Origin of the sequence: Corynebacterium phoceense (assembly GCF_900092335.1) — a bacterium.
Classification (GTDB): Bacteria; Actinomycetota; Actinomycetes; order Mycobacteriales; family Mycobacteriaceae; genus Corynebacterium; species Corynebacterium phoceense.
In genome coordinates this window covers 206466-232565 of record NZ_LT596208.1, presented here as the reverse complement: position 1 = coordinate 232565, position 26100 = coordinate 206466, and the positions used below count along the sequence as shown (strand labels likewise).

At 64.3% G+C, this 26100-nt stretch carries 27 protein-coding genes and 1 pseudogene; 9 read left to right on the top strand and 19 right to left on the bottom strand.

The features are described from left to right. Nucleotides 1-34 precede the first annotated feature (34 nt). From BN9444_RS05290 to BN9444_RS05260, 7 genes are all read right to left on the bottom strand, one after another. The gene (locus BN9444_RS05290) at nt 35-244 is read right to left on the bottom strand and encodes a hypothetical protein (RefSeq protein ID WP_066487847.1); all 210 of its coding nucleotides are present in this window, start codon (nt 242-244) and stop codon (nt 35-37) included. Between the two features lie 9 nt (nt 245-253). Then, nucleotides 254-790 carry a MogA/MoaB family molybdenum cofactor biosynthesis protein gene (locus tag BN9444_RS05285; protein ID WP_066487966.1) on the bottom strand — a complete coding sequence of 179 codons (537 nt, stop codon included), beginning with the start codon at nt 788-790 and terminating at the stop codon, nt 254-256. Between the two features lie 121 nt (nt 791-911). Beyond that, nucleotides 912-2402 carry a S1C family serine protease gene (locus tag BN9444_RS05280; protein ID WP_084759253.1) on the bottom strand — a complete coding sequence of 497 codons (1491 nt, stop codon included), beginning with the start codon at nt 2400-2402 and terminating at the stop codon, nt 912-914. A gap of 111 nt (nt 2403-2513) precedes the next feature. Continuing rightward, nucleotides 2514-4052, bottom strand: coding sequence for a HAMP domain-containing sensor histidine kinase (locus tag BN9444_RS05275; RefSeq protein ID WP_066487844.1), 1539 nt, complete (start codon nt 4050-4052; stop codon nt 2514-2516). Then, nucleotides 4049-4750, bottom strand: coding sequence for a response regulator transcription factor (locus BN9444_RS05270; protein WP_066487841.1), 702 nt, complete (start codon nt 4748-4750; stop codon nt 4049-4051). The genes BN9444_RS05275 and BN9444_RS05270 overlap by 4 nt, the downstream gene beginning before the upstream one ends. A 229-nt stretch (nt 4751-4979) precedes the next feature. After that, nucleotides 4980-5153, bottom strand: a complete 174-nt coding sequence (gene rpmF / locus BN9444_RS05265; protein WP_066487839.1) for a 50S ribosomal protein L32 — start codon at nt 5151-5153, stop codon at nt 4980-4982. A gap of 15 nt (nt 5154-5168) precedes the next feature. After that, nucleotides 5169-5441, bottom strand: a complete 273-nt coding sequence (locus BN9444_RS05260; RefSeq protein ID WP_066487837.1) for a type B 50S ribosomal protein L31 — start codon at nt 5439-5441, stop codon at nt 5169-5171. 456 nt (nt 5442-5897) lie between these two features. Here BN9444_RS05260 and rpmB point away from each other — a divergent pair, with 456 nt between their 5' ends. From rpmB to BN9444_RS05215, 9 genes and pseudogenes are all read left to right on the top strand, one after another. Further along, entirely contained in the window at nt 5898-6134 is a 237-nt protein-coding gene (rpmB, locus tag BN9444_RS05255) for a 50S ribosomal protein L28 (protein WP_010187623.1), read from the top strand. A 3-nt stretch (nt 6135-6137) separates the two neighbouring features. Then, a complete protein-coding gene (gene rpmG / locus BN9444_RS05250; RefSeq protein WP_066487835.1) occupies nt 6138-6302 on the top strand; it encodes a 50S ribosomal protein L33 in 165 nt (54 codons plus the stop codon). 3 nt (nt 6303-6305) lie between these two features. Further along, nucleotides 6306-6611, top strand: coding sequence for a 30S ribosomal protein S14 (gene rpsN / locus BN9444_RS05245; protein WP_066487833.1), 306 nt, complete (start codon nt 6306-6308; stop codon nt 6609-6611). A gap of 21 nt (nt 6612-6632) precedes the next feature. Continuing rightward, on the top strand, nt 6633-6881 hold the full coding sequence (gene rpsR, locus BN9444_RS05240; protein WP_066487956.1) for a 30S ribosomal protein S18: 249 nt from the start codon (nt 6633-6635) through the stop codon (nt 6879-6881). Nucleotides 6882-7056: 175 nt separating this feature from the next. Then, complete coding sequence (locus BN9444_RS05235; protein ID WP_066510627.1) at nt 7057-7827, top strand: hypothetical protein; 771 nt, start codon at nt 7057-7059, stop codon at nt 7825-7827. Nucleotides 7828-7896: 69 nt separating this feature from the next. Then, nucleotides 7897-8625 carry a TetR/AcrR family transcriptional regulator gene (locus tag BN9444_RS05230; RefSeq protein WP_066487827.1) on the top strand — a complete coding sequence of 243 codons (729 nt, stop codon included), beginning with the start codon at nt 7897-7899 and terminating at the stop codon, nt 8623-8625. Between the two features lie 136 nt (nt 8626-8761). Next, complete coding sequence (locus tag BN9444_RS05225; RefSeq protein WP_230384253.1) at nt 8762-9571, top strand: electron transfer flavoprotein subunit beta/FixA family protein; 810 nt, start codon at nt 8762-8764, stop codon at nt 9569-9571. Between the two features lie 264 nt (nt 9572-9835). Next, nucleotides 9836-10288, top strand: a pseudogene (locus BN9444_RS15665) (electron transfer flavoprotein subunit alpha/FixB family protein); the annotation flags it as partial. Nucleotides 10289-10476: 188 nt separating this feature from the next. Then, complete coding sequence (locus BN9444_RS05215; protein ID WP_066487812.1) at nt 10477-11370, top strand: cytochrome b/b6 domain-containing protein; 894 nt, start codon at nt 10477-10479, stop codon at nt 11368-11370. A 243-nt stretch (nt 11371-11613) separates the two neighbouring features. On the opposite strand, the gene BN9444_RS05210 is transcribed toward BN9444_RS05215, so the two are convergent. The 12 genes from BN9444_RS05210 to BN9444_RS05155 form a co-directional block, all read right to left on the bottom strand. Then, the gene (locus BN9444_RS05210; RefSeq protein WP_068801547.1) at nt 11614-12405 is read right to left on the bottom strand and encodes a thioesterase family protein; all 792 of its coding nucleotides are present in this window, start codon (nt 12403-12405) and stop codon (nt 11614-11616) included. Between the two features lie 31 nt (nt 12406-12436). After that, the gene (locus tag BN9444_RS05205; protein WP_066487799.1) at nt 12437-12745 is read right to left on the bottom strand and encodes a hypothetical protein; all 309 of its coding nucleotides are present in this window, start codon (nt 12743-12745) and stop codon (nt 12437-12439) included. 3 nt (nt 12746-12748) lie between these two features. After that, nucleotides 12749-14455: an AMP-binding protein gene (locus tag BN9444_RS05200; RefSeq protein ID WP_068801546.1), complete on the bottom strand. Its 1707-nt coding sequence runs from the start codon at nt 14453-14455 to the stop codon at nt 12749-12751. Nucleotides 14456-14473: 18 nt separating this feature from the next. Next, nucleotides 14474-15301, bottom strand: a complete 828-nt coding sequence (locus BN9444_RS05195) for an HpcH/HpaI aldolase/citrate lyase family protein (protein WP_068801545.1) — start codon at nt 15299-15301, stop codon at nt 14474-14476. Then, nucleotides 15298-15810: a MaoC family dehydratase gene (locus BN9444_RS05190; RefSeq protein ID WP_066487787.1), complete on the bottom strand. Its 513-nt coding sequence runs from the start codon at nt 15808-15810 to the stop codon at nt 15298-15300. Before BN9444_RS05190 ends, BN9444_RS05195 begins: the two co-directional genes overlap by 4 nt. A 10-nt stretch (nt 15811-15820) precedes the next feature. Next, nucleotides 15821-17002, bottom strand: a complete 1182-nt coding sequence (locus BN9444_RS05185) for an acyl-CoA dehydrogenase family protein (protein ID WP_066510652.1) — start codon at nt 17000-17002, stop codon at nt 15821-15823. A 69-nt stretch (nt 17003-17071) separates the two neighbouring features. Next, nucleotides 17072-19132: an ATP-binding protein gene (locus BN9444_RS05180; RefSeq protein ID WP_068801544.1), complete on the bottom strand. Its 2061-nt coding sequence runs from the start codon at nt 19130-19132 to the stop codon at nt 17072-17074. Between the two features lie 12 nt (nt 19133-19144). Further along, nucleotides 19145-20743, bottom strand: coding sequence for a carboxyl transferase domain-containing protein (locus BN9444_RS05175; RefSeq protein WP_066487774.1), 1599 nt, complete (start codon nt 20741-20743; stop codon nt 19145-19147). Nucleotides 20744-21043: 300 nt separating this feature from the next. Beyond that, nucleotides 21044-21643, bottom strand: a complete 600-nt coding sequence (locus BN9444_RS05170; RefSeq protein WP_066487772.1) for a TetR/AcrR family transcriptional regulator — start codon at nt 21641-21643, stop codon at nt 21044-21046. Nucleotides 21644-21789: 146 nt separating this feature from the next. After that, nucleotides 21790-23322 carry a bifunctional phosphoribosylaminoimidazolecarboxamide formyltransferase/IMP cyclohydrolase gene (gene purH, locus BN9444_RS05165; protein ID WP_068801543.1) on the bottom strand — a complete coding sequence of 511 codons (1533 nt, stop codon included), beginning with the start codon at nt 23320-23322 and terminating at the stop codon, nt 21790-21792. A 37-nt stretch (nt 23323-23359) separates the two neighbouring features. Continuing rightward, a complete protein-coding gene (gene purN / locus BN9444_RS05160) occupies nt 23360-23947 on the bottom strand; it encodes a phosphoribosylglycinamide formyltransferase (RefSeq protein WP_077210046.1) in 588 nt (195 codons plus the stop codon). 47 nt (nt 23948-23994) lie between these two features. Next, nucleotides 23995-25791 carry a cell division protein PerM gene (locus tag BN9444_RS05155; RefSeq protein ID WP_068802140.1) on the bottom strand — a complete coding sequence of 599 codons (1797 nt, stop codon included), beginning with the start codon at nt 25789-25791 and terminating at the stop codon, nt 23995-23997. Nucleotides 25792-26100: the final 309 nt, after the last annotated feature.

The following is a 26100-nucleotide window of genomic DNA, read 5'->3' as shown; positions in this document are numbered from 1 at the left end:
AGGACGATCTGGCGCACAGGATTCGGGCAGGGGTTTAGGCGCCGTAGTGCGGCGGCTGTTGCGCGCGGTAGAACTCCTCGCCGGTGAGTTCCTCCCCTGCCGCAGCGGCTTCATCGTCGACGGGCACGGCGCGCTCGCCGTCGGGGCCAAAGGCCGACTGGAACGGTGGACGGTCGGCGGTGCGGTCGTAGTTGGGGGCATCGGAAAGCCGTGTCGCGCGCCGACGCTTGCGGGGCTGAGTCATAGCTGCCTCCTAGACGCTGTAGCGCTGGAGCTGGTCCACGAGGTGGTGGACGAGCGCCGGCAGGGTGGCCATGCCATCGCGCAGGGCCGCACGCGAGGACGCCAAGTTCACCACGACGGTGGAGCCGGACACACCGGCGATGCCGCGGGACACGCACGCGTCGACGGCGCCACAGGCCTGGCCCGAGGAGCGCAGGGCCTGGGCGATGCCTGGAACCATCTGGTCGAGGACGTCGCGGGTAGCCTCCGGCGTCTTATCGCGCGGGCCCACGCCTGTGCCGCCGACGGTCACCACGAGATCGACGCCGCCCACGACGGCGGTCTCGATGGCCTGGCGAATCTTGGACTTCTTCGACTTCACCACGAGGCACCCATCGACCTGGAACTCGGCCTCGACGAGCAGCTCGGTGACGAGACGGGTGGTCTCATCCGTCATCTCATCCGGGTGGTCCGTGATGAGGACAGCGAGCGCGCGGCGCGGGGCCTGAGCGCGGGATTCACGCTCCGTGGCGATGAGGAAATCATCATCCGGCTCGGCGATGTCCATGAGCGCCTGCGAGGACTGGGCGTCCAGATCCAAGCCGGCCAGTGGATCGCCAGCGTGCGGGGTGTCTACGGGAGACGTCATGCGCCCTCCTCTTCTTAGGGGATGTACGGTGTTCCTTAATTTACTCGCTCGTGAGGGTTACCTCTACCTGTCGCGGAGAATCCTCCCCTTCGGAGGTGACCTCGAGGGTAACGGTGGCGCCGAATTCCTGGGAACGGGTCGCGGCGATAAGCGAGTCAGCAGAATCGATGAGCCGTTCGTTGACGCGGGTGATAACGTCGCCTTTCTTGAGCCCCGCCTTGTCCGCCGGGCTGTTCGGCTCGACGCCGGCGACATAGGCGCCATCGAAAAGCTGCTGCGCGGCAACCTGCACGCCGAGCATGGGGTGGGTGACCTCTCCCTTGTTGATGAGCTGGTCCGCCATGCGCTTCGCAAAGACGGACGGGATGGCAAAGCCCAGGCCGATGGACCCCGCCTCAGACGAGGAGGAGCCGGACGACAGCGACGCGATCATGGAGTTCATGCCCACGAGCTTGCCGTTCATGTCCACGAGCGGGCCGCCGGAGTTGCCGGGGTTGACCGCCGCGTCCGTTTGGATGGCGTCGATGAGCGAGGACTCGCCGCCTTCTTGGGAGGCACGCACTGGGCGGTTGAGCGCGGAGACGATACCCGAGGTCACCGTCGCGTTTAGCCCCAGCGGGGAGCCCACGGCGACGACCTGTTGTCCGACCTTAAGCGAGGAGGAGTCGCCGAACTCGAGGTACGGCAGATCCTGCACGTCGTCGATCTTGATAATACCCACGTCCGTGTTGGCGTCCGAAGCAATCACCCGCGCGGTGTGCTTGGAGCCGTCGTTCAGGGTGACCTCGAGCTCGCCCTGGCTCGCGTCCGCGATGACGTGATGGTTGGTGAGCACGTAGCCGTCCGGCGAAATAATGGAGCCGGAGCCCGACTCGACAGCGGTGCGCGTCATGAGCTGAATGGCGACGACGGACGGCAGCACCTTGGACGCGACATCCTCAATGCCGGAGTCAGAGTTAGTACTATCGCCCGAGGGCTCGGTATTCGACACCGGCTGGTTGAGTACCTCGTTGACGGTGGCGGTGCCGGAGTCATCGCTATTCTTCGAGACAACAACACCGGTAATCGAGCCTGCGGCCACCGAACCGGCCAGCATGAGCGCCAAGGCGGCGGGCAGACTCACCGACTTCTTCGACTTCTCAGCACGCGGGGCCACGGCTGTGGGGGCGGCGCCGTAACCCGCGCCCGCCCCTTGCCCCAACCACGCGGCGTAGGGCTGCTGGCGCTGCGCCGATTGCGCCGCCTGAGCTGCCTGCGCAGCCTCCGTGCGCGGCTGGTTCCAGCCCTGCGAATACGTGGGACTCGGCTGGCCCTGCGCTGCTATCTCGCGGGTCTCGTCGAAGCGCTCACCACGGGAACCTGCGGCATCCCCTGCCGGGGTTGCCGTCGAACCATAATGAGCCTCGGAGCCATAGGGCTCCTTATCCGCTACGCGCTCTGTGTCCTCTGCTGCGTGAGAGTTCGTGATATCGCTATTATCCGCCGAGTGGCCGTCCTGCGGCTCGCTCTGGTTCTTGTTCCAGAAAGTCATGCGACTTATTGTGCAACGAATGGCTGAGCCAACTCTGCAACTAATCTGCGAGTCCGCTTAGAAATACTGGCAATAAACTGTGGGCCTTGTGGCTGCCCGCGCGCCGGGAGATTAGCGCTGGTTAAACCACCGCTTGGCGAATTCTTCCTTGCGCTCGCTGGCAGTTTCTCCTGCGTCGACGCCGGCGTCCTCGTAGACCTCGCCATCACCTGGGTGGCCTGGGACGATCACCTCCATGCGCGTGCCGCCATCTGCGGACTCGCGCACAGTAATCGTGCCCTCGTGACGCTCGATAACCTGCTTCACGATGGCCAGGCCTAGACCGGAGCCCGGCATAGACCGTGCCTCGGCGGAACGATAGAAACGCTCGAAGACCTTCTCGCGATCCTCGACGGGAATGCCGGGGCCCGAGTCGTCGACGCGCAGGCGCATTTCGTAGTCGCTGATTTGGCGCATGGACACGCGCACGGTGCCTTGCGGCGGCGACCACTTGGCTGCGTTGTCCATGAGGTTGAGCGTCGCGCGGCCCAAGGCGAACTGGTCGCCCTCCATGATCCACGGCGAAATGCGGATCTTGAAGTCCACGTCCGGACGGCGGCGGCGTGCACGCTCGAGGGAGGTTTCCAGCACCTCGTGAAGCTCGACGGTCTCGGTTTGTTTCTCGGCCGCGTCCTCGCGCGCCAAGTCAACGAGATCGCCGATGAGCGTGGACAGCTCCGTCATCTGCGCCAACACGTCGTCTTCCAAGTCCTTGCGGTCTTGGTCGGAGATATTGGCCGTCGTGCCCGGGCGGTTGAGCATCATGAGTAGCTCGATATTGGTACGCATAGACGTCAGGGGCGTCTTGAGCTCGTGGCCGGCGTCGGCCACGAACTGGGATTGGCGCTTGCGAGACTCCTGCAGCGCCACGAGCATCTCGTTGAAGGAGATGGTGAGCTGCGCCATCTCATCGCTACCCACCACAAGGATGGGACGAAGGTCGCCCGTCTGCGTCACGTAGTCAGCGGCCTTCTGCAGGCGCGTAATCGGCCGCAGACCGGACTTCGAGACCCACATGCCAGCAAGGATGGCGGCAAGGATGCCCAATGCCGTAATGACAACGAGGACCGTTCCCAGCGTCGTGATAAGCGCGTTGATATCCGTCAAATCACGGGCCACGACAACGAGCGAGCCATTGTCGTGCCGTTTGGCCACGATGCGCTCACCGCCCACGGTGCGCACGGACGTGGAGGACCCAGCGCCCGAAAAGCTAAATTCACCGCCCACGGGTATCGAGTCGCCGTACACGAAAGCCCAGTTAGGCGGTGAAAACGCCACGCGGGTGTCCGGGTGATAGGCCTTGTAGGAGTCGATGACTTGGGTAATCTGCTCGTTCGATTCCAACTTCATCGTGGTCTCGAGGAGCGAGGTCACGTCACGCCCAAGCATGCGATCCACGTTCGCGGTGAGCATTGCAGACACGGCCGCGTACGTCGCCAAGGTCGTGATGGTCACGACGATGGCGACGACCACGCCCGTCACAAGTGACAGGCGCCACTTCAGTGGCGCCCGCTGCTCCCATCCGCTCGCCTCGCCCCAGGGCTCGGTACGCGGATCAAATCCAGATTCAGCGGAAGCCACAGCGTCAGGCGCGGGCTTCCTCAGAATCACGGAGTCGTCTCCCTCAGCACGTAGCCCACGCCACGCACGGTGTGGATGAGACGTGGCTCGTTGCCCGCCTCCGTCTTCTTACGCAGGTAGCCGATGTAGACCTCGAGTGCGTTGCCGGAGGTTGGGAAGTCGTAGCCCCACACCTCTTCGAGGATGGTGTTACGAGAGAGCACCTTGCGCGGGTTCTCCATAAGCAGCTTCAGCAAAGAGAATTCCGTGCGAGTGAGCGAAATGGCGCGGTCGCCGCGCGAGACCTCGCGTGTGTCCCCGTCGAGCTTGAGGTCCTCGAACGCCAGCTTGGTGCTCGCCGCCGGGCGGGAGCTCGCGTTCGCATCAGCCGCGGCACGCCGGACGAGGGAACGCACGCGAGCCAAGAGCTCCTCGAGAGCGAAAGGCTTGGGCAGGTAATCGTCCGCGCCAGCGTCGAGACCAGCGACACGATCAGAGACACCGTCACGCGCAGTGAGCATGAGAATCGGACGACCCCAGCCTTCGCTACGCAGCGTGCGACAGACCTCGAGACCATCCATGTTCGGCATGTTGACGTCAAGAACCATGATGTCCGGGTTCTCGTCCTGGACGATCGTTATCGCCTCAGCGCCATCGGACGCGAGGAGGACTTCATATCCGTTAAAGCTCAATGAGCGGCGCAGCGATTCACGCACTGCCTGTTCGTCATCGACGACCAAAATTTTCATAGGCGCCATTATTCCTTATCTACACTGGGTTTTCGAAGTCCAAAGCCTTTATTAAGGATAGCGATCGGCGCGGTACGACGATGACGTCCCATAAAGCTCATCTGACCAAACACAACCTTAGAGATACGACTATTAAGGTGCAAGGTTCGACCGAAAATACAGAAACGCCCCACCCCCAAAAGGTGAGGCGTCAACTAGTTTTTACTACAGGGCACATGACCCTGCAAAACTAGAACTGCTCGACGTCGATGAGGCCGAGCTTCGCGGCCTTCACCAGACGGCGCGGGATGCGCACGGTCTGGCCGTCAATCTTCACTTCCTGAAGGGCGACGTTGTCAGCCTTCCACTGGGAGCGGCGAGCGCGCGTGTTCGCGCGGGACATCTTGAACTTAGGAGTTGCCATTTTCTACTATCCTCCTTACTTCGCAGACTTCTTCTTACGGCGGGCCATGCCACCGAAGCGCTGGTTGAACTTCTCGACGCGGCCAGCGGTGTCCATGACGCGCTGTGCACCGGTCCAGAACGGGTGGGATTCGCTCGTCACGTCAACGACGATGAGCGGGTACTCGTTGCCATCTTCCCACTCGACGGTGCGGTCGGAGGAGGCAGTGGACTTGGTCAGGAACTTGTGGCCAGTGCCAGCGTCCTGGAAGACCACCGGGTGGTAATCCGGGTGGATATCCTTCTTCATATATATCTTCCCTCAGGGTTGAACTACGGGTCGGTTCCTTGCGAGGCTTCGCCGCGCAGCCCCACTGGAGCCAGCCGGCAGCACGCGCATCCAAGGATCGTGCCCGAGTTGGGATGTATGTCGTGTACTAAAGATATCGAACACACGGTGTGGTACCCCTTTAAGTAAAGAGGAGCCAAGCACCCGCGCGTCGACAACTTGAACAATCATACAGGTCACACGACCTTAAAAGAAATCGCCTCCGCACACGCTGCGCTACGGCGCGATTAGGTAATTGACGTCTCGAACGGTAGACTTTCCCCTTGCTGTTGTCACAATGTACGTATAACGCCCCGTCTACTGGCGTTTTGCCAGCATGTTCCGCCGCTTACCTCACTTTAAAGCGCGCTGCCCCTCACGCAGATACATGCCGGACAAACAAAGCCATGATGTGGGCGGCTAGGAGAAAGAAGACCCATGTCGGCTATTTGCCAGGTAACGGGCCGCAAGCCGGAATTCGGCAAGCAGGTCTCGCACTCGCACCGCCGCACGTCGCGCCGTTGGAACCCCAATGTGCAGCGTCGTCGCTACTACCTGCCCTCCGAGGGCCGCACCATCACCCTGACCGTTTCTACTAAGGGCATGAAGATCATTGACCGCGACGGCATCGAGTCCGTCGTTGCGAAGATCCGCGCCCGTGGGGAGAAGATCTAACCGATGGCACGTAATGACATTCGCCCGATCATCAAGCTGAAGTCCACTGCGGGCACCGGTTACACCTACGTGACCCGTAAGAACAAGCGCAACAATCCGGATCGTATCTCCATGAAGAAGTACGATCCGATCGCCCGCAAGCACGTCGAATTCCGCGAGGAGCGTTAATCTATGGCTAAGAAGTCTAAGATCGCCAAGAACGAGCAGCGCAAGGAAATCGTCGCCCGCTACGCGGAGCGTCGCGCTGAGCTCAAGGCCATCATCAAGAACCCGAACACCTCTGACGAGGACCGCTTGGACGCACAGTTCGAGCTCAACCGTCAGCCGCGCGACGCTTCCGCGTCTCGCGTGCGTAACCGCGACTCGGCCGATGGTCGTCCGCGCGGCTACCTCCGCAAGTTCGGTCTGTCCCGTGTCCGTATGCGCGGCATGGCTCACCGTGGTGAGCTGCCGGGCGTTCGTAAGTCCAGCTGGTAAAGGGAGAAACGACCAATGGCTATGAAGCGTAATAACTCCAAGAAGTTCCGCATGGAACAGTCCCGTCGCCCGAAGAAGAACCCGCTCAAGGCAGAGGGTATCGAGAAGGTTGACTACAAGGACACCAAGACCCTGCGTCTGTTCATCTCGGATCGTCACAAGATCCGTTCCCGTCGCGTCACGGGTCTGACCCCGCAGCAGCAGCGCCAGGTCGCTACCGCTGTGAAGAACGCTCGCGAAATGGCTCTCCTGCCGTTCACCACCCGCTAAATCAGTAGCAGGGTTTCAACAGCGTTTGTACCCATCCCGCTTCCCACCTCGTGGGCGGCGGGATGTCGTGCTTTTCCACCTCTCTTTCTGCCCCGCAATGCATGCATTGCGGGGTGCTACTATTTCTTGCTAGCACAGATCCCCCTGAGCCTAGTGAATCAAGGAGCGTTGACACATGGCATTGCACCCTTCCCTCGTGGACTTGGGCGAACTCGCTGCCCGTTGCGAGTCCCCGGCGGCCGCCCGCGGTATTCTCGCGGAGGCACAGGACCTTGTGCGCAATGCCGTCGACCACCGCGAGGATGAGGTGGCACTCGCCGCGTGGTTCTCGCGCGTGCTTGCCGATGTCCTCCGTTCCCCAGGTCTGGACTCCCCCGTCCGGCTCACCGGAGCGGCGGCCACGGGCGACGCCATCCCCACGACCACCATCTACTGGCTCGGTGAAGACTCAGACCTCGAAGAGCTATTTGCATCCGTCGGACTCAAGGCCACGACGGGCAAGGACAGCGCCGCCAATCGTGTCGATGCCGGCCTGCCCGTGGGCACCGGCGGCGAGGAGCAGTTACTCGAGGAGGCACTCGCGCAACGTCCGCAGCCGCTGCGCGTCGTGGATGGCCTGCCGGATCGCGACGTCCTCGTCGACGTGCGCGCACACCTACTCTCCCCCATCGCCGCCATCGCGCGCTGGGCGGCCCCCGCGCCACGTCCCACGCCAGACCGCATCGCCATCGGCCACGAGCGTGAGCTTCTCACCTCCAGCCAGCGCGACGCGCTCACGCAGGCCTGGGAAACCGGTCTTGCGCTCGAGCTGCGCAACTGGCGCGACCACGTGGACGGCCACCCGCTGCGATTGGGCGATCTCCCACCGCTTGACCGCACGGCCTACGGCGCGGCCTGCCGCATGGTCGCCGCCGTGTTTGATGGCTTGCAGGCAAGCCAGAATTAAATTCTATTTGTTTATCGGGTAGTGTAGTCGTGTTAAGAGTAACGGTTTTCTGGAAGGAGGCGTCCCACCATGGCAGGTGCTGTAGGTAGGCCGCGTAAACATAGCCCTCGGCGCCGCGGCAGCACGGCGCGCGAGGAGATCCTCGACGCATCCGCTGAGCTCTTCACCACGCAGGGCTTCGCCACGACGTCTACGCACCAGATCGCGGAAGCCGTGGGCATTCGTCAGGCCTCGCTGTACTACCACTTCCCGTCCAAGACGGAAATCTTCCTCACGCTCCTGAATTCCACCATCGAGCCCTCTCTCGGTCTGGCCGAGGAGCTCGACCACTCGGAAGCCGAACCGGAGCTCATCCTCTGGGCACTTGTCGCCGCCGAGGCCCGCCTGCTACTCACCAGCGGTTGGAACGTCGGCCGCCTGTACCAGCTGCCGGTCGCCAACTCGGAGGAGTTCTCTGAGTACCACGAGGCCCGCACCGCGCTACAGAACTACTTCCGTAGCCACGCCCGCGCCATCGTCGGCGAGGATGACCCGCGCGTCGAGCTGCCCTTCCACATCGCACTTTCTGTCATCGAGATGCGCCCCAACAACGGCACGCCGCCCTATGAGCCGGCCCAGTCCATTCCAGACACCGCGGTCATGCTTGCCGATGCCGCCCTGGCCGCCCTCGGCGCCACCCCACCCGAAGACCGTTACGAGGCCACCCTCGAGTTGCTCAAGAACCGCAACGACTCCATCGCCACGGCCACGGCGAAGAAGCAGACCAAGAAGGCCACAAAGAAGCAGGCTACGAAGTAAATTCAGGCCAGTCCCCGCGCGCTCCCACCCCCACGGTGCGATCGCGTTTTACGTTTTCGTTGCACAGGTCACAGTTTTCACCTAACTTCAGTTACTAGTGATTAACTGAAATCTCGAGCCACGAACGGAGCCGTCCATGACCCCACCAGCTTCTACTAGCGGACTGCGCATCGCCGTCCTCCTCAAAGAGGTTCCCGATACCTTCGGCGAGCGCGCCCTCAATCTCACCACTGGCCTCGTCGAGCGCGCCACGAGTGACCCCGTCCTTGACGAAATCTGCGAACGCGCCGTCGAGCTCGCCCTCACCCTCGCCGCAGATCACCCCGCCTCGGAGGTCCACGCTTTCGCCATGGCTCCGGAGAACGCCACCGCCACCATTCGCAAGGCTCTCGCCATGGGCGCCGACGCCGCCTTCCACGTCACCGACCCCGCGCTCCTCGGCGCCGACCTCACGCTCACTGCTGAGGCCCTCGCCGCTGCCCTACGTCACGCCGGGGAACCCTATGACCTGATTGTTGCGGGCAACGCGTCGACAGACGGCATCGGCGGGCTCGTGCCTGCCATGATCGCCGCCTGGCTGGACATGCCGCACCTCAGCGAACTCACCGCCCTCACGCTTGATGGCACGACGCTCACCGGTGCCTGCGAGGACGCCGACGTCCGCGCCGAGCTGCCCGCCGTCGTCTCGCTCACCGAGGCCTTCCCCGACGGCCGCTTCCCGAACTTCAAGGGGATCATGGCCGCGAAGAAGAAGCCGCTCACCACGCTCGACCTCGCCGAGCTCGGCCTCGACGCCGAGGACTTTTCCGTCGCCCGCACCATCATGACCGCCGTGGCACAGCGCCCGCCGAAGGAGGCCGGGCAGAAACTCACCGACGACGGCTCGGCCGGCCAGGCCATCGCCGAGTACCTATTCGCCCACAAGCTTGCCGCCCAGCCGTCTTAGGAGACCACCATGACCGATATCATTCTCGTCATCCCTGACTTCACGCCAGACGGCGTGCCCGCTGCNTCCGTCCAGCTGCGCCTGCCCGTGAGCGCCCGCGCCACCGGCCTTGAACACGACAGGCAGGGTGTGCTCGCCCACCACGCGGCCTTCGGCGGCACTTTTACTTCCGTCTCCGCGCCCACCTTCGGCGCACCGCTCATCACGCTGCAGCCCGGCTCCATCGACCACCGCGCGCCGGCTGCCGAGCAAAACGTCACCGTGCTCGATGTCCCCGGGTCAGGCGCACGCCTGTCTATCACCCCGCGCGAGACGGCGCCCGCGTCGACGGACCGCCCCGGCCTCGTCGGCGCCTCCACCGTCGTCTCCGGTGGTCTGGGGCTTGGCTCCGCGGAGAATTTCTCACTCGTCACCGAGCTTGCCGATGCCCTCGGTGCCGCCGTTGGCGCCTCCCGCGCCGCCGTCGACGCAGGCTACATCGACCACACCGCCCAGGTCGGACAGACCGGCGTGACCGTGACCCCCGACCTCTATATCGCGCTCGGTATATCGGGCGCAGTCCAACACCTCGCCGGCATGCAGACCTCCAAACACATCATCGCTGTGAACAAAGACCCCGATGCCCCCATCTTCGATATCGCTGATCTCGGTATTGTGGGCGACGTCTTTGACGTTGTTCCGCAACTAATTGCCGCCCTCAAAGGGCACGGGGGTTAGGATCCGCCTATGAGTTCCGATAATTTGCGCCGCGGTTTGCCGCGCACGCCCGATGGCGAGCCTTGGCCGCCTGCCGCTTCTGCCCCCGCAGCGCCCTCCGCCGAAACTCCCACCCCACCTGCGCCTTCCGCTCCCGCCGAAGCAGCNCCCCGGCGAAGAAGGAGCCAAAGAAGTTTGGTCCGCTCAGCGTGGGCCAATGGATCGGCGCCGTGGTGGCGCTTGCCGTGGTCGCGGTGGTTCTCGTGTGGGCAGCGCGTGCCTACTTGGGCAGCGCGGGCGGCGAGGAGTTCCTCGCGAAGTACCCGGGACATGCGCCCATGCCAGACTCGGCGCCCATCGGCACGCCGGTGTGGCTCTCGTGGTCGCACTTCTTCAACGTTTTCCTCATGGTGCTGATCGTGCGTACGGGCTGGACGGTGCGCACTGAGCGTCGCCCCGCCGCTTACTGGAGCCCGAAGTGGAACCCCAAGCGCAAGATCAGTCTGACGCTGTGGCTGCACCAGGCGCTGGATCTGCTGTGGGTCATCAACGGCATCATCTTCTTTATCCTGTTGTTCGCCACCGGCCAGTGGATGAAGATCGTGCCCACGAGCTGGGAGGTCTTCCCCAACGCCGTGTCGTCTGGTCTGCAGTACTTGAGCCTCGATTGGCCCACGGAAAACGGTTGGGTGCACTACAACGCGCTCCAGCAGATTGCGTACTTCCTTACGGTCTTCGTCGCGGCACCGCTAGCCATCATCTCTGGCGTGCGCATGTCCGGCATGTGGCCCGCGAAAAATTCGACGCTCAACAAGATCTACCCGGCGCCGCTGGCTCGCAAGATCCACTTCCCCACGATGGTCTACTTCATCGTGTTCTTGTGCATCCACGTCTTCCTCGTTGTCGCGACGGGTCTGCTCCGCAACCTGAACAACATGTTCGCCGCACGCGGCGACGTGGACCCGGAGGTCTGGGCGCACAACTGGTTGGGCTTTATCCTCTTCGTCATCGCCATGCTCGTCACGGCGGCTGGCTGGTACTTCGCCCGCGCCATCTTCGTCGCTCCTATCGCCCGAGGGTTTGGCTCGGTCACGAACCGCTAGGATTCCTCGGCCATTTCCCCGCTTCCGCACTCGCGGTGGCGGGGCTTTTACGATCAGGCCACGTTCTTCTTTTCCGAAGGCGTCGCGCACGGCTAACTCAGCCGGAAGAGTAAATCTACATTCAGGACATATAAGGCCCGTGCGAGCGGTTAAAAGCGGGACTATATGTGCTGAAGGGATTTTTTAAGTGGGCACACGAAAGCGCCCCGGCTGATGAACAGCCAGGGCGCAGGTGACATGGAGTTACATGGCGCGGACGGTGAGCGACTGCTCGGCGCGGCCGACGGGGCCTTCAACGTCGTGAAGCGTCGACGAAGTAAGTCCCAGGCCGTGGGGTCCCCAGCTCACGCGGGTGTCGAGTCCGGTCCACTCGCCCACCGGCTGACGGAAGAAGTGCACGGTGAGGTCAACGTTGGGGAAAGCGAAGCGCGTGGGGTCTTCGCGCACGGCAATGCCGTTGGCGACGTCAATGCGGGAGACGAACTCGGCGATAGCGATGGGCTCTTCGTCCTTGACGAGGTGGTTGGGGGAGGTAATCCAGGCTGCGGCGCGCCCGGGGCGGTAGGCGCGCGGCTGGCGGGTCTCGACTTGGGCGATAAGCCCGCCGTTCCACACCGACGTCATGTCACGCGGCGGGCAGGACGCGGGCGCTGGCAGCGGTTCGAACTCGACGCCGGAGACGTCTGCTGTATCGGCCGAGATGAGATACCAGGCACGCGCGATAATAACGGGACGCTCGCCGATGGAGCAGATGGCCTCCACGAGTTCGATGGTGCGGCCGGGGCGCTTGATGGTGACCTCGATGGTCGCTTCCTTGAAAGGCAGGCGGCCCAGGATGTCGAAGGAGATACGCGAAAGGTCGAGCTTGCCGCCGTCGTGTTCCAGGCGGTGCTGCTCAATGACGTGCGTGATAAGGCCAGCCAGGCAAGCGAAGTGGTAGTCCTCATTGGACCAGGCGCCTTCGCCATGGATGGTGGGCGCGAAGGTCGAAGGGCCGGTGCGCTCAAAGAAGTAATCGGGTGCGGAAGTTGTCATAGTTTCACCTCGGAAGGAATGAATCGATGGGCTATGTGCGGCGTAGGGCCGTAATGGTGTCGAGGTCGACGATATAGTCCACCGGCGTCGTGCGCTGGATATCCATGAGCGTGACGCCCGGCGCGAGTGCGCGCAGGATGAGAAATTCGCCGGCGGACTCAAAGCGCGCGAAACGAGTGATGAGGCACGTTTCGGGCGGAGGCAGCGCTGAGCCGGCGCCCAACATGGGGGCACCGGCGGCATCAAGATGCTCCTGCACGAGGGCAGAGGGTCGGTCTGCGGCCTGCGCCGCCATGTCTGCGCAGGACCAGCCTGCAGGCATGGGGTTCGGCGCGGTCATGGCTTACACCCAGCCCAGGACCTTGGGCGCCATTTCGCGCAGCTCGACCTTACGGACCTTGCCGGAGGCCGTCATCGGGTAAGAGTCGACGACGTGGACGTAGCGCGGGATCTTCTGGCGCGAGAGCTGGCCGTGGGCGAACTCCGCAATATCGGACTGGGTGAGGTGCTCGGCGCCTTCATGAAGGATGAGCCACGCCATGATTTCCTCGCCGTATTTGTCGTCGGGAACGCCGATGACCTCGGCGTCGACGACAGACGGGTGGGTGCGCAGGAATTCTTCGATTTCACGCGGGTAGATGTTCTCGCCGCCGCGGATAAGCATGTCCTTGAGACGGCCAGTGACGGAAAGGTAGCCCTCGTCGTCGAAGACGCCCAGGTCGCCGGTGCGCATCCAGCCATCGGCGTCGATGGCCTCGGCCGTCTTCTCCGGGTGCTCCCAGTATTCCTTCATCACGGAGTAGCCGCGGACAAGGATCTCGCCCTGGGTGCCGACGGGGACGATTTCCCCGGTGTCCTCGTCGACGATCTTTGCCTCGAGGTGCGGCATGATCTGGCCTACGGTGCCCACGCGCTTGTCCAGCGGGTCGTCCGCACGCGTCTGGAAGGACACCGGCGAGGTCTCCGTCATGCCGTAGCAGATGGCGACCTCCGGCATATTGAGCTCGCTGATGACCTCGCGCATGGTCTTCGAGGGGCACGAGGAGCCGGCCATGATACCGGTGCGCAGCGTCGAGAGATCGTAGGGCGAACCGTATTCGATGTGGTCCTCGGCCTCGGTGAGCTCCTGAATGAACATGGTGGGCACGCCATAGAGCGCCGTGGCCCCCGCGGCCTGGACCGCCTTGAGCGACTCACGCGGCTTGAACGAGGGCGCGGGAATGATGATGGCGCCGCCACGGCTAAAGGCAGCGATGGTGGCCATGACCATGCCAAAGCAATGGAAGAAAGGCACCGGCGTACACACGCGGTCAGCCTCGGTGAAGCCGAGGAGCTCACCAACGAAGTAACCGTTGTTCAAGATATTGCGGTGCGTGAGCGAGGCGCCCTTGGGAAAACCCGTGGTTCCCGAAGTGAACTGCAGGTTGACCACGTCGGTATTGGACAGTCCCGCGGTGTACTGGGAGAGGTCGTCGACGGGACCCTCGATAAAGGAGAACCACTCGTCGCCGCCAAAGTAGATGACGTCCTCGACCTGCGTGCCGCGCTGCTTGCGCGCGTCGTTGAGCATGGAACGGTAGTCCGAGTCTTTGTAGCGGCGCGCGGCGAAGACCATGCGGGTGCCGGACTTCTCGAGGACGTAGTTGAGCTCGCTTTGACGGTAGGCCGGGTTGATATTGACGAGGATGAGGCCCAAGTGATGGCAGGCCCACATCACCACGAGCCACTCCCAGCGGTTCGTGGACCAGATACCCACGCGGTCGCCGGGGCGCAGCCCCTTGCGCGCAAGTGCGGAGGCGAGCGCCAGCACGAGCTTGTAGAACTGCTCGTAGCTCAGTGTCTTATCCGAGTAGACATCCACGATGGCATCGCGCGACGGGAACTTCTGGACGGTGGCGCGCAGGGTGTCACCGAGGGTGTCCTCGCGCAGCGGCGGGGCACCCTCGTCGAGGGTCTTGCCAAAGACGTAGGACAGGTCATTGCCGTCCGCGTCAACAGCGATGGCGCCGTACGGGGTGGAACGGGTGGCGAAAGTAGAAGCGATGGTCATGATGGTTCTCCTGGAGTTTTAAGCGCTCACGCGCGCACGGTTGAGGATGGACTGGGCTTGGCGAAAGAGAGGTTCGTCCACCATGCGCCCCTGATAGCGAAAGGCACCCTGGTTATCGGCGGCCGCGGCGAGAAGGCCTTCGGCCCACTGGACTTGTTCGGCGGCGGGTGCGTAGGCCGCCCGGATAACGGGGACCTGGAGGGGATGGATGCACACGCTGCCGGCGAAGCCGAGCGCGGCGGCATCGGTAGCCTCGGACTGCAGCCCGACGGAGTCTTGGATGTCCATAAAGACGGCATCGAGCATGGCCTTGCCGTGCGCGGCGGCGGCAAGATGGACCTGGGCCCGGGCGAAGCGCGGAACGTCGCGGTAGACGCCGTCGGCAAAGCGGGAAGAGACCCCGCCCGTGCTGGCCAGGAGGTCCTCGGCGCCCCAAAAGAGTGCCACGCAGCTTTCCGATGCCGCCGTCTCCTCCGCACGCATGACCCCCAAGGCGGTCTCGGCGAGCGCAATGACCTGGGCGTCAGGCAGTTCGGCGGCGAAGGCCTCCATACTCGCGGCGCCCTCGGCCTTGGGGCACATGAGCTGGCGGAATGCGGTGGTGCGTACCATCTCCATGTCCGCGGCAAACTCCGGGGTTCCGGGCGGGTTGACGCGCACGATGGTCGTCGCCGGGTCGAGGTCGCACTCGGCGATAGCGATGCGGGCGGCCGCGCGGTTTTCGGGGCGGCAGCCGTCCTCGAGGTCGAGGATGACCATGTCCGCGGCGGAAGCCGCCTTGGCGAAACGGTCGGGTCGGTCAGCGGGCACGAAGAGGATCGCGGGGCCCGCGGGCATCCAGGTCATGAGTCTTCTCCTTCTGGTCGACCTTCTGGACAGCACTGCACGAGTGTGGCGCGCGTGGCGCGGCAGACGATGTCGCCGTGCTGGTTGCGGCCGATGTGCTCGAGGTTGACGATTCCCTGGCCGGGGCGCGAGGAGCTCAGGCGCTTGGAGACGCACACCGTCTCCGCGTAGAGCGTGTCGCCGTGGACCATGGGATGTGGGAACGAGACCTCGGTGAAGCCGAGGTTGGCGACGATGGTCCCCAGCGTCAGCTGACCGACGGACAGTCCGACCACGGTGGAGACGGTCCACATGGAATTGACCAGGCGCTGGCCATCGAATGCCGACTGCTGGCTCGACCAGTGAGCATCGAGGTGGAGCGGCTGGGTGTTCATGGTGAGCGTCGTGAAGACGACATCGTCAGCCTCCGTCACGGTGCGGCCCGGGCGGTGGAGGTAGCGCACGCCCTCTTCGAATTCCTCGAACCACAGGCCGCGCTGTTCCACGGTCTTGGCGGTCGTATCAGTCATGCGCGTACTCCTAGATTCCCAGCTCGCGGGCGATGAGCATGAGCTGGACCTCGGTGGTGCCTTCGCCGATTTCCAGAATCTTCGAGTCGCGGTAGTGGCGGGCGACGCGGTACTCGTTCATGAAGCCATAGCCGCCGTGGATCTGGGTGGCGTCACGCGCGTTATCCATGGCGGCCTCGGAGGCGACGAGTTTTGCGATGTAGGCCTCCTTGCGGAAGTCCTGGCCCTTAATCATCTTGGCCGCGGCCGCGCGCCAGGCCAGGCGCGCGGTGTGGGCGCGGGCCTCCATGCGCGCGATCTTGAAGGAGATGGCCTGGTACTCGGCGATGGCCTTGCCCATGGACACGCGCTCCTTGGCGTACTTCACGGACTCGTCGACGCAGCCCTGCGCCGCGCCGGTGGCCACGGCGGCGATGGCGACGCGGCCCTCGGCGAGGATGGAGAGGAAGTTGGCGTAGCCGCGGCCGCGCTCGCCCAGGAGGTTCTCCTGCGGGACGCGCACGTCGCGGAAGGACAACGGGTGGGTGTCCGAGGCGTTCCAGCCCACCTTGTCGTAGGCCGGTAAGACGTCGAAGCCTGGCGTGCCGTTGGGCACGATGATGGCGGAGATTTCCTTCTTGCCGTTCTCGCGCTGGCCGGTCACGGCCGTGACAGTGACGAGCGACGTGATATCCGTGCCAGAGTTCGTGATGAACTGCTTCGTTCCGTTGATGACGAAGTCGCCGCCGTCCTCGACCGCCGTGGTCTTCGTCGCACCTGCGTCAGAACCCGCGCCCGCCTCGGTCAGACCGAAGCCGGCGAGCTCCTTACCGGAGGCCAGGCCTGGGAGGTACTTCTGCTTCTGCTCCTCAGTGCCAAAGTTGAAGATGGGCATCATGCCCAGGCCGACGCCGGCCTCGAGCGTCATGGCGACGGACTGGTCGACGCGGGCGAGTTCTTCGAGCGCGATGCCAAGCGAAAGGTAATCGCCGCCCATGCCGCCGTATTCCTCCGGGAAGGGCAGGCCGTAGAGGCCCATGTCGCCCATCTGTGCCTGGACCTCGTACGGGAAGGAATGCTCCTTGTCATGCTTGTACGAGACCGGATCGACGACTTCGTTGGCGAATTCGCGGACGACGTTTTGCAGCTCCTGGTACTCCTCAGGAAGGTCAGCGATGTTGACGTCGGGGCCCGAGGCGGTCGTAGTGGTCATGGTCGTGCTCCTTATCTGTGGGTGTTATCTGTAGGTGCTGTGTGGATGTGATTGGTCCGTGGTGGTGGCTTATGTATCTGGCTCCACCGTGGCCAGCGGCTGGCCCGCGGGCACGGTGTCGCCCGCCGCGCAGTGGAAGATCACCGTGCCGGGCTCGGCGGCGCGGAGGACGTGCTCCATCTTCATAGCCTCGACGACCACGACGGCATCGCCAGGCTCGACGTGGTCGCCCTCCTCGACGGCGAGCGCCACAACTGTGCCGGGCATCGGCGATGCGAGCGTGCCGTGGTCGTCCTCGGCCGCTGCCGAGACCGAGCGCGCCGCGGGTTGTTCAGTGAGCGCCCACGTACCGCGCGGTCCGGTGAGCAGAATCTGGTCAGCGTGGCGCTCAAGCGCCCAGCGGCTCGTGGTGCCGTCGAGGTTCACGGACCACTGCCCTGCTCCGAGGTTCGCGATAGACGCTGTGAAGGTGGTTTCCTCGGTCTGCTCCGGCTCGCGGTCGGCCTTGATGTCAAGCGCACGCTGAAAGGCTGGGGTATCACCAACCGTGACGGTGGACTCGGCGGGGTCGACGGTGACGACTGTGCCCACACCATCGGTACCGGGGACGCCGGAGGTGCCCTCGGCCAAGCGGACGTGGCGCTCGGCGGGGTGACGCAGGCGCCAGCCATCGGCGACCCAAGCGTCCGCGGCCTCAGCGGAACCGGTGCCTGGCTGGGCGAGGATAAGGGCCGCGGCGGCGAGGGCCTCTGCCGGCACCGGCGTGGGTGCGTAGTCGGGCGCGACGCGCTCGAGCAGGCTCGTGTCGAGGTCGCCCGCGCGAACCTCGGGCACGTTAAGCAGGAAGCGGCAGAAGTCGGTGTTGACGCCCACGCCGGCGACGACGGTGCCGGCGAGTGCGGCGTCGAGGCGGTCCAGGGCCTCCTGCCGGTCCGCGCCGTGCGCGATGACCTTCATAAGCATCGGGTCATAGAGCGAAGTAACCTCGGAGCCGTCCGCGATGCCGGAGTCGACGCGGACACCGGGGCCGGTGGGCGCGACGACGCGGGTGACCGTACCGCCGGTGGGCAGGAAGTCGTGCGCGGGGTCCTCGGCGTAGATGCGTGCCTCGATAGAGTGGCCACTCAGCACTATATCGTCCTGGGTAAAGGGCAACTCCTCGCCGCGGGCGACAGCGAGCTGCGTGGCGACGAGGTCGATGCCGCTGACTTCCTCGGTGACGGGGTGCTCGACCTGGAGGCGGGTATTCATCTCCATGAAGTAGAAGTGGTCCGGGCGCGCGGCGGGGACGATGAACTCCACGGTGCCGGCGCCGACGTAGCCGACCGAGCGTGCGGCGTCGCATGCGGCCTGGCCAATCTCGGCGCGGGTCGCCTCGTCGAGCAGCGGCGAGGGGGCTTCCTCAATGACCTTCTGGTGACGGCGCTGGAGGGAGCACTCACGCTCGCCGAGATGGACCACGTTGCCGTGGGCATCGGCGATGATCTGAACCTCGATGTGGCGCGGGGTGTCGACGAAGTGCTCGAGGAAGAGCGAATCGTCGCCGAACGAGCTCGCGGCCTCGCGGCGGGCGGTAACGAGAGCGGCCGGCAGATCCTCCGGGTTCTCGACGCGGTGCATGCCCTTGCCGCCGCCGCCCGCGGACGGCTTGATGAGCACGGGGAAGCCGATGCCCGGCGCGGCGGCGATGATCTCCTCGTCCGTAAGTCCCGGGCGGGAGATCCCCGGCACGGTGGGCACGCCGCGGGCCTCGACGGCGGCGCGGGCCGTGATCTTGTCGCCCATCGTCTCGATCGCACTGGCCGGCGGGCCGATGAAAATGATGCCGGCGTCCTCGCAGGCCTTGGCAAACTCGGCGTTCTCGGAGAGGAAGCCATAGCCGGGGTGGATGGCCTGGGCGCCGGTGCGGCGGGCGGCATCGAGAAGCTTCTCGGCGACAAGGTAGGACTCACGCGCGGGCGCCGGACCGATGGCGACGGCGAGGTCGGCTTCGCGGGTGTGGCGCGCGGCGGCATCGGCAGCAGAGTGCACGGCGACGGAACGCACTCCTTCCGCGCGCAGGGTGCGCATGACGCGGCAGGCGATTTCGCCACGGTTGGCGACGAGGACGGTATCGATGTGGTTAGTCATGATGTGCTCCTCTTACATGCGGAAGATGCCGTAGCCGGGGTCGCCGAGTGGGGCGCTGGACGCGGCGCCGAGGGCCAAGCCCACGACGCGGCGGGTATCAGCCGGGTCGATGACGCCGTCATCCCAGAGCCGCGCCGAGGAATAGTACGGATGGGACTCTTCCTCGAACTTCTCGCGGATGGGGCGCTCAAAGTCCTCTTGTTCTTCCGCGGACCACGTCCCGCCTGACTTCTCAATCTGGGTGCGCTTAACGGTAGACATGACCATCGCGGCTTGCGGTCCGCCCATGACGGCGATGCGCGCGTTGGGCCACATCCACAGAAAGCGCGGGCTGTAGGCGCGCCCACCCATGGAGTAATTGCCAGCACCGAATGCGCCACCGATGACGACGGTGAATTTGGGCACGCGCGTGGTGGCCACGGCGTTGACCATCTTGGCGCCGTGCTTAGCGATGCCCCCGGCCTCGTACTCGCGGCCGACCATAAAGCCGGTGGTGTTCTGCAGGAAGAGCAGCGGGATGCCGCGCTGGTCGCACAGCTCAATGAAGTGCGCGCCTTTGATCGCGGACTCGCCGAAGAGCACGCCGTTGTTCGCGATGATGCCCACCGGATGGCCGTAGATGCGGGCGAAGGCGGTGACGAGCGTCGTGCCGTACTCGGCCTTGAACTCCTGGTATTCGCCACCGTCAGAGAGGACCTCGATCACCTCGTGGACGTCGTAGGGCACCTTCGCGTCGACCGGCACGATGTCGTAAAGATCCGTTTGCGGGCGCTGCGGCTCACGCACCGGCTGCACGTCCCAGGGGGCCTGCGGGTCCGGGCGGGTCGTCGCAATGATGGCACGCACGCGGCGCAGCGCATCTGCGTCATCCGTGGCGAGGTGGTCCGCCACGCCCGAAGTTCGCGCGTGAAGGGCGCCGCCGCCGAGTTCCTCTGGGGTGACTTCCTCACCCGTCGCAGCTTTCACGAGCGGCGGGCCGGCGAGGAAGATGGTGCCCTGTTCTTCGACGATGACGGTCTCATCGCTCATCGCGGGGACATACGCGCCGCCCGCCGTGCACGAGCCCATGACGGCGGAAATCTGTGGGATGCCGTGCTTGGACATATTCGCCTGATTGAAGAAGATGCGACCGAAGTGGTCGCGGCCGGGGAACACGTCCTCCTGGTTGAGCAGCATGGCGCCGCCGGAATCCACGAGGTAGATGCACGGCAGGTTGTTCTCCCCCGCGATCTCCTGGGCGCGCAGGTGCTTGGTGACGGTGAGCGGGTAGTACGTGCCGCCGGAGACCGTCGAGTCGTTCGCGACCACCATGCAGCGGCGCCCCTCCACGAGCCCGATGCCGGCGATAACGCCTGCGGCAGGCACCTTGCCGCCATACATGGCGTGCGCGGCGAGCGGGGCCACCTCCAGGAACGGGCTGCCCGGGTCGAGCAGCTGGTTAATGCGGTCACGGGGCAGCAGTTTGCCGCGCGAGAGGTGACGCTCGCGAGCCTTGTCCGATCCCCCGCGCGCCGTGGTGGCAAGCAACTCGCGCAAATCCGCGACGAGGGCCTCATGCCGTTCGCGGTTCGTGGCCGCTGGCGACGCTGCGGGGGCGGTAGGTGCAGTCATGAATGAGCTCCCTAGAAGTCTCGATGAGTGAACTTGGTGAAGTTCAGTTAATCCCAATTAACTAGAACCAGAGAGTACCGCGCCTATGTGTGTCGCTCAACACTTTTCTTCCAGAATGTACAATGCGTCACCTGCCAATGTGGACACACCATCCCCCAAACGTCCCCCATCAGCGTGTTTGCGTGAGAATTTACAAAAGTTAACAAATCCGTGGCATAGATTTACACCCCTGCGCGGGGGTGTACGCGCGCTCCCCCTCGCCCCTGCCGGCTGGACCGCGGCTGGCACGCGTCCTCTCGGTTAGACCAAGATGGCAGCGACGGCCATCTGGCGCAGCTGGGCGCGCAGCACGTCGGGCACGGCCCAGTGGTTGACGTAGCGGGACGATGCGATGAGTCCCGCCGTAAGCTGCACACGCATACGCGCGGTCGAACGCTCCAAGTCCGGGCGCACCTGGACAAGGACATCGGTCCACACGTTCATGTAACTGCGCTGCAGCGAACGAATCTTCGCCGAGTCGACGGCCACGATATTCCACCGCTCGCGCTCTTGCACGCGTACGCGGTCGGGCTCCGTCATACAAATCTCCACGTGGAAATCGATGAGGTCCTGGAGCACTGCGCTCGGATCATCGAGCACCGCGTCCTCCCCCGTGCAGTGCTCGGCAAGGATAGCCAACGCGCCGTCGAGCAGGCGCGTGGAGATATCGACGAGGACCTCCGAAAGCAGAGTCTCCTTGCTGTCAAAGTAGCGATAGAGCCCAGGCCCCGAAATTCCCACGGCTGCGCCCACGTCACTGAGGCGGGTGCGCGCAAAGCCGACGTCCGCCATGATTTCAGAGGCCGCCGCGAGCAGCTCCTGGCGCTTGCGTTGCTTCGCCTTCTCACGCTCCGTGGTCATCGCGGGGTCTCCTTTCACCGGGCGTGGCTGTGGTCTTAGTGTTCGATCATAGCCATGCACAAAGCCCCGACCGCACGCGCCGCAGCAACGACGCGTGGGACCGGGGTTCGTAGCTCTCCTCGCCTTCCTCTAGTCCGGAATGCGGATTAGTGGAAGAAGTGGCGGGTACCGGTGAGGTACATGGTCACGCCGGCTGCCTTGGCAGCCTCGATGACCTGCTCGTCACGAATCGAACCGCCCGGCTGCACGACAGCCTTGACGCCAGCGTTGGTGAGGACCTCCAGGCCGTCCGGGAACGGGAAGAAAGCATCCGATGCCGCGAATGCGCCGCGGGCACGCTCCTCACCCTCGCCGAGGGTGTTGGCGCGCTCGACGGCCAGCTTGGCGGAGTCAACGCGGTTGACCTGCCCCATACCCACGCCCACGGAGGCGTTGTTCTTGGACAGCAGGATGGCGTTGGATTTCACAGAGCGCACGGAGCGCCATGCGAACTCAAGCTCAGCGAAGTCAGCGTCGTTGAGCGGCTCGCCGCAGGCCAGCGTCCAGTTCTCCGGCTTATCGCCCTCGGCCTGGTAAGTATCCGGCTCCTGGCACAGGACGCCGCCGGAGATGTGCTTGATTTCCTCTGCCGGAGCCTCGTGCTCGGCAACGAGGATACGGAGGTTCTTCTTCTCCTTGAGGATCTCCACGGCGCCATCCTCGTAGGACGGAGCGACGATGACCTCGGTGAAGATGTCCTTGACTTGCTTGGCCATCTCGACGGAGACCTCGCGGTTGACGGCGATGACGCCGCCGAATGCGGAGAGCGGGTCGCACGCATGCGCAGCGCGGTGTGCCGCAGCGATGGACTCATCAGACACGGCGATGCCGCACGGGTTGGCGTGCTTAATGATGGCCACACACGGACGCTCGTGATCCCAGGCGGCGCGCCACGCGGCGTCAGCATCCTGGTAGTTGTTGTAGGACATCTCCTTGCCGCCCAGCTGCTCCGCGTTGGCCAGGCCCTTGCCAGAGCCATCGCGGGTAACGGTCGCGGACTGGTGGGAGTTCTCGCCGTAGCGCAGCGTCGTGGTGGCGCCACCCTCGGTGAGCTGGTCCACGAACCAGGCGGAGACGGCCGCGTCGTAGTCAGCGGTGTGCAGGAAGGCGTCGCGAGCAAGCGCGCGGCGCTCCTCGAGGGAGAAGCCGCCGTTCTTCACGGCCTCGGCGACGTCACCGTAACGCGACGGGTCGACGACAACGGCGACAGACGGGTGGTTCTTCGCGGCGGCGCGCACCATGGACGGGCCTCCGATGTCGATCTGCTCGACGCAGCCGTCGAAGTCAGCGCCGGACGCAACGGTCTCACGGAACGGGTAGAGATTGACGACGACGAGCTGGAAAGCCTCAACGCCGAGCTCCTCGAGCTGTGTGAGGTGATCCGGCTTGCGGGTATCGGCCAGGATGCCAGCGTGGACCTTCGGGTGCAGGGTCTTTACGCGGCCTTCGAGGCACTCCGGGAAGCCGGTGAGCTGCTCCACCGGGGTCACGTCAATACCCAGATCCGCGATCTTCTTCGCGGTCGAGCCAGTGGAGACAATCTCCACGCCCGCGGCGTCGAGCGCACGGGCCAAGTCTTCGAGTCCAGTCTTGTCGTAGACGCTGATAAGCGCACGCTTGATCTGCTTGGCGTCAGTCATAGGTTGTGTGAAATCTTCCTTGTACTAAAGATCGGTGTTAGAGATCGATGGAAAGGGCGTCGCCGTCCACGCGCGCTGCGCGCAGGACTTCGACGATGAGCTTGCGCTCAACTACTTTGATGCGCTCATGCAGGCTGGCTTCACCATCGCCGCGCTCGACCATGACGGGCCGTTGGGCGATAATACGGCCGGTGTCCACACCAGCGTCGACGAAATGGACGGTAGAACCGGTGACTTTGACCCCGTAGGCCAGCGCGTCGCGCACGGCGTGCGCGCCCGGGAACGCCGGGAGCAGCGCCGGGTGCGTGTTGATGGTGCGCCCTTCGAAGCGCTCCAGGAAAGCCGCGCCCAAAATCCGCATAAAACCGGCAGAAACCACCGCGTCCGGGCTGCCTACGGCAGTCACCAGGCGGTGGTTCCATTCTTCGCGGTCCTCGGCCAGCGCCACCACTTCCGTGGGGATGCCAGCCGCAGCAGCGCGCTCGATGCCCTGACATTCTTTGTCGGCCACAACTTTGACGACACGGTACGAGTCGTCTTGATGGTCGAGGATGTTCTGAAGCAGTGAGCCGGTGCCGGAGACAAGCACAACGATCTCAAGCGGTGCGATACGTGTCGAAGTCACACACCTAGAGTAGCCGGTCACACCCTCATGGCGGAATTTTTCACCGCCTAACGTTGTGTGTCCGCGTCTCCATCCTCCGCAGTGCCCCCATCAGTGACAATCTCGCCCTCGATGATCTCGCCTTCTAAGACCTCATCAGAGGACTCGACGTCGAGGAGCTCGCCTTCAAGGACTTCATCCTCGACAGCTTCGGCTTCTGGCTCGTTGTCCTTCGCATCATCGTTCTTACCGGTGACTTCCGCGGTCTCAAACCCGGACGTGCCACGCTGATCCTCGGCCTCGGCCTCGACCTCTCCATCGGACCGGGTTTCGGCGTCATCACCAAACTCCGGCTCAGCGCCAGAGTCAGACTCAGCTTCCGCGTCCGCGTGGAGTTCAGCGTCGGTGTCCACCTCGTCATCGAAAGTCTCGTTGTCTTCAGAATCCGCGACTTCATCGCGTGCATCGGTATCTTCCGCGACTTCATCGACCGTCTCAGCAGGCTCAGCTTCGTCGGCTTCAGCATCGTCAGCCGAATCCTCCGACCCTGCCTCGAGCTCGGCGGCGTCAGACTCTGCTTCGCTCTCGTCAATGACCGACTCCGCGTGAGACTCTTCCTCGTCCGTTTCCGCCACAGCAGCACCCGCGGCGCGGCGGTCGAAGAAGTAGTAGCCGGCGGCAACGAGGAGGCCGGGCATTGCCGTCCACAGGAAGGCAAGGCCAGCAGCAAGCCAGAGCATGGGGCCGACATGCCCGTAGTAGCCCAGGGTGCCGGACGTGAAGTAGCACGCGAGCACCACTCCGAGCGCAGTCCAGACGCCGGCGAGTGCGGCGTGGGCGAAGCTCGGGCGGGCACGGAGAAAGAGTACTACAGCAACGAGGGCAGGCAGCGCGAGCAGGCCCACAGCCCAGGACGCGGATTGCGCAGGAACGGCGGCCAGGATTGGCAGAGGCGGCAGCGGCAGGAGAACGGTATCGAAGAGACTCACGCTCGCGGTGCCGAGGTGGAACTCGGAGCCGAGCAACACGGCGCCTGTCGCGACGATCGCGTTGGGGATATAGAAAATGGACAGCGCGATAAGCCCCGCCAGACCCACCCCGGGCAGTTTCGGATATCCGGCGAGCATGGCGGCTTGCGCGTCGAAGCGCACGATAAAAAGGACGAGGAAGACGAGTGCGGCCACGGTGGCGAACCCGATGAGCACGCGGCCCGCCGTCGATGCTGCGTCGACGACGACGCGCGGCACACCGTAGCGGCGAGCCAGCGCGCGCCAGAGGCGCGGCCCCATGCCCACCGCCATGGCAGCGAGATGCAGGATCCACACGCGCGGCAGTGTGGTGAGTAGGCTCGGCGGCGCGACGTCATAGACCTTGCCCGCATCCCAGAGCATGAACCACGCGATGAGCGTGAGGAGGGTGGGCACCGCGATAATGCAGCCCAACAGAATAAGGAGGTCCTTGACGCTCACCCGCTTCTTCACCAAGGAATGCACACGCGTGGCGAGCATGACAAAGAGCAGGCAGGCTGGCAACGCGGGAACGACGCCGATGGAGATTCCGTCGGCGCTGGCCGAGCCGAGCGTGGAAACCATCCACCCTTCGGCGATGGCGGTGGGCAGCCACGCCGCGGGCGAACCGGTGAGCAACACGAGCGCAAGGGCGACGGCGATGATGACGCCGACCACGAGGGCATCGGGAAGCGCGACGGCAAAAAACATCCGGCGGATGCGGGCACCGAGGGTGCGAGGGGCGGCGGCCTGCTTATCCTTGCTCCGGGCGCTCACACGGGAGGCGACACGGGCGGCGGCCGGTGTGGCATGCGTGCGGCGAGGACTGCGCGAGGTGGGGCTGGTGTTCTTGCTCATGATGGAAAACACTTTGCCACGACCCAGCGGCGGGCCGCGGGTGGCACGACGAGCGACACCCGTTTTCTATTCCTTATATATGTAAAGAAGAGGTTGAGACTCGGCGGTGGGGGGTAATCAAACACGAAATTTCCGTTCGGAATGCGCCCTAAAGATACGACACAGGCTTCTATCAGATTGCTACCATCGCGACGGCGGATTGCTAAGAATCGACTAAGAACTGCTCAAGCGGCTTGCCCAGCCCTCATCGAGACGCTATTGTTACCTTTCGTTGATAACAAGTAGGTCACAAATTCGTAAACCTACAGG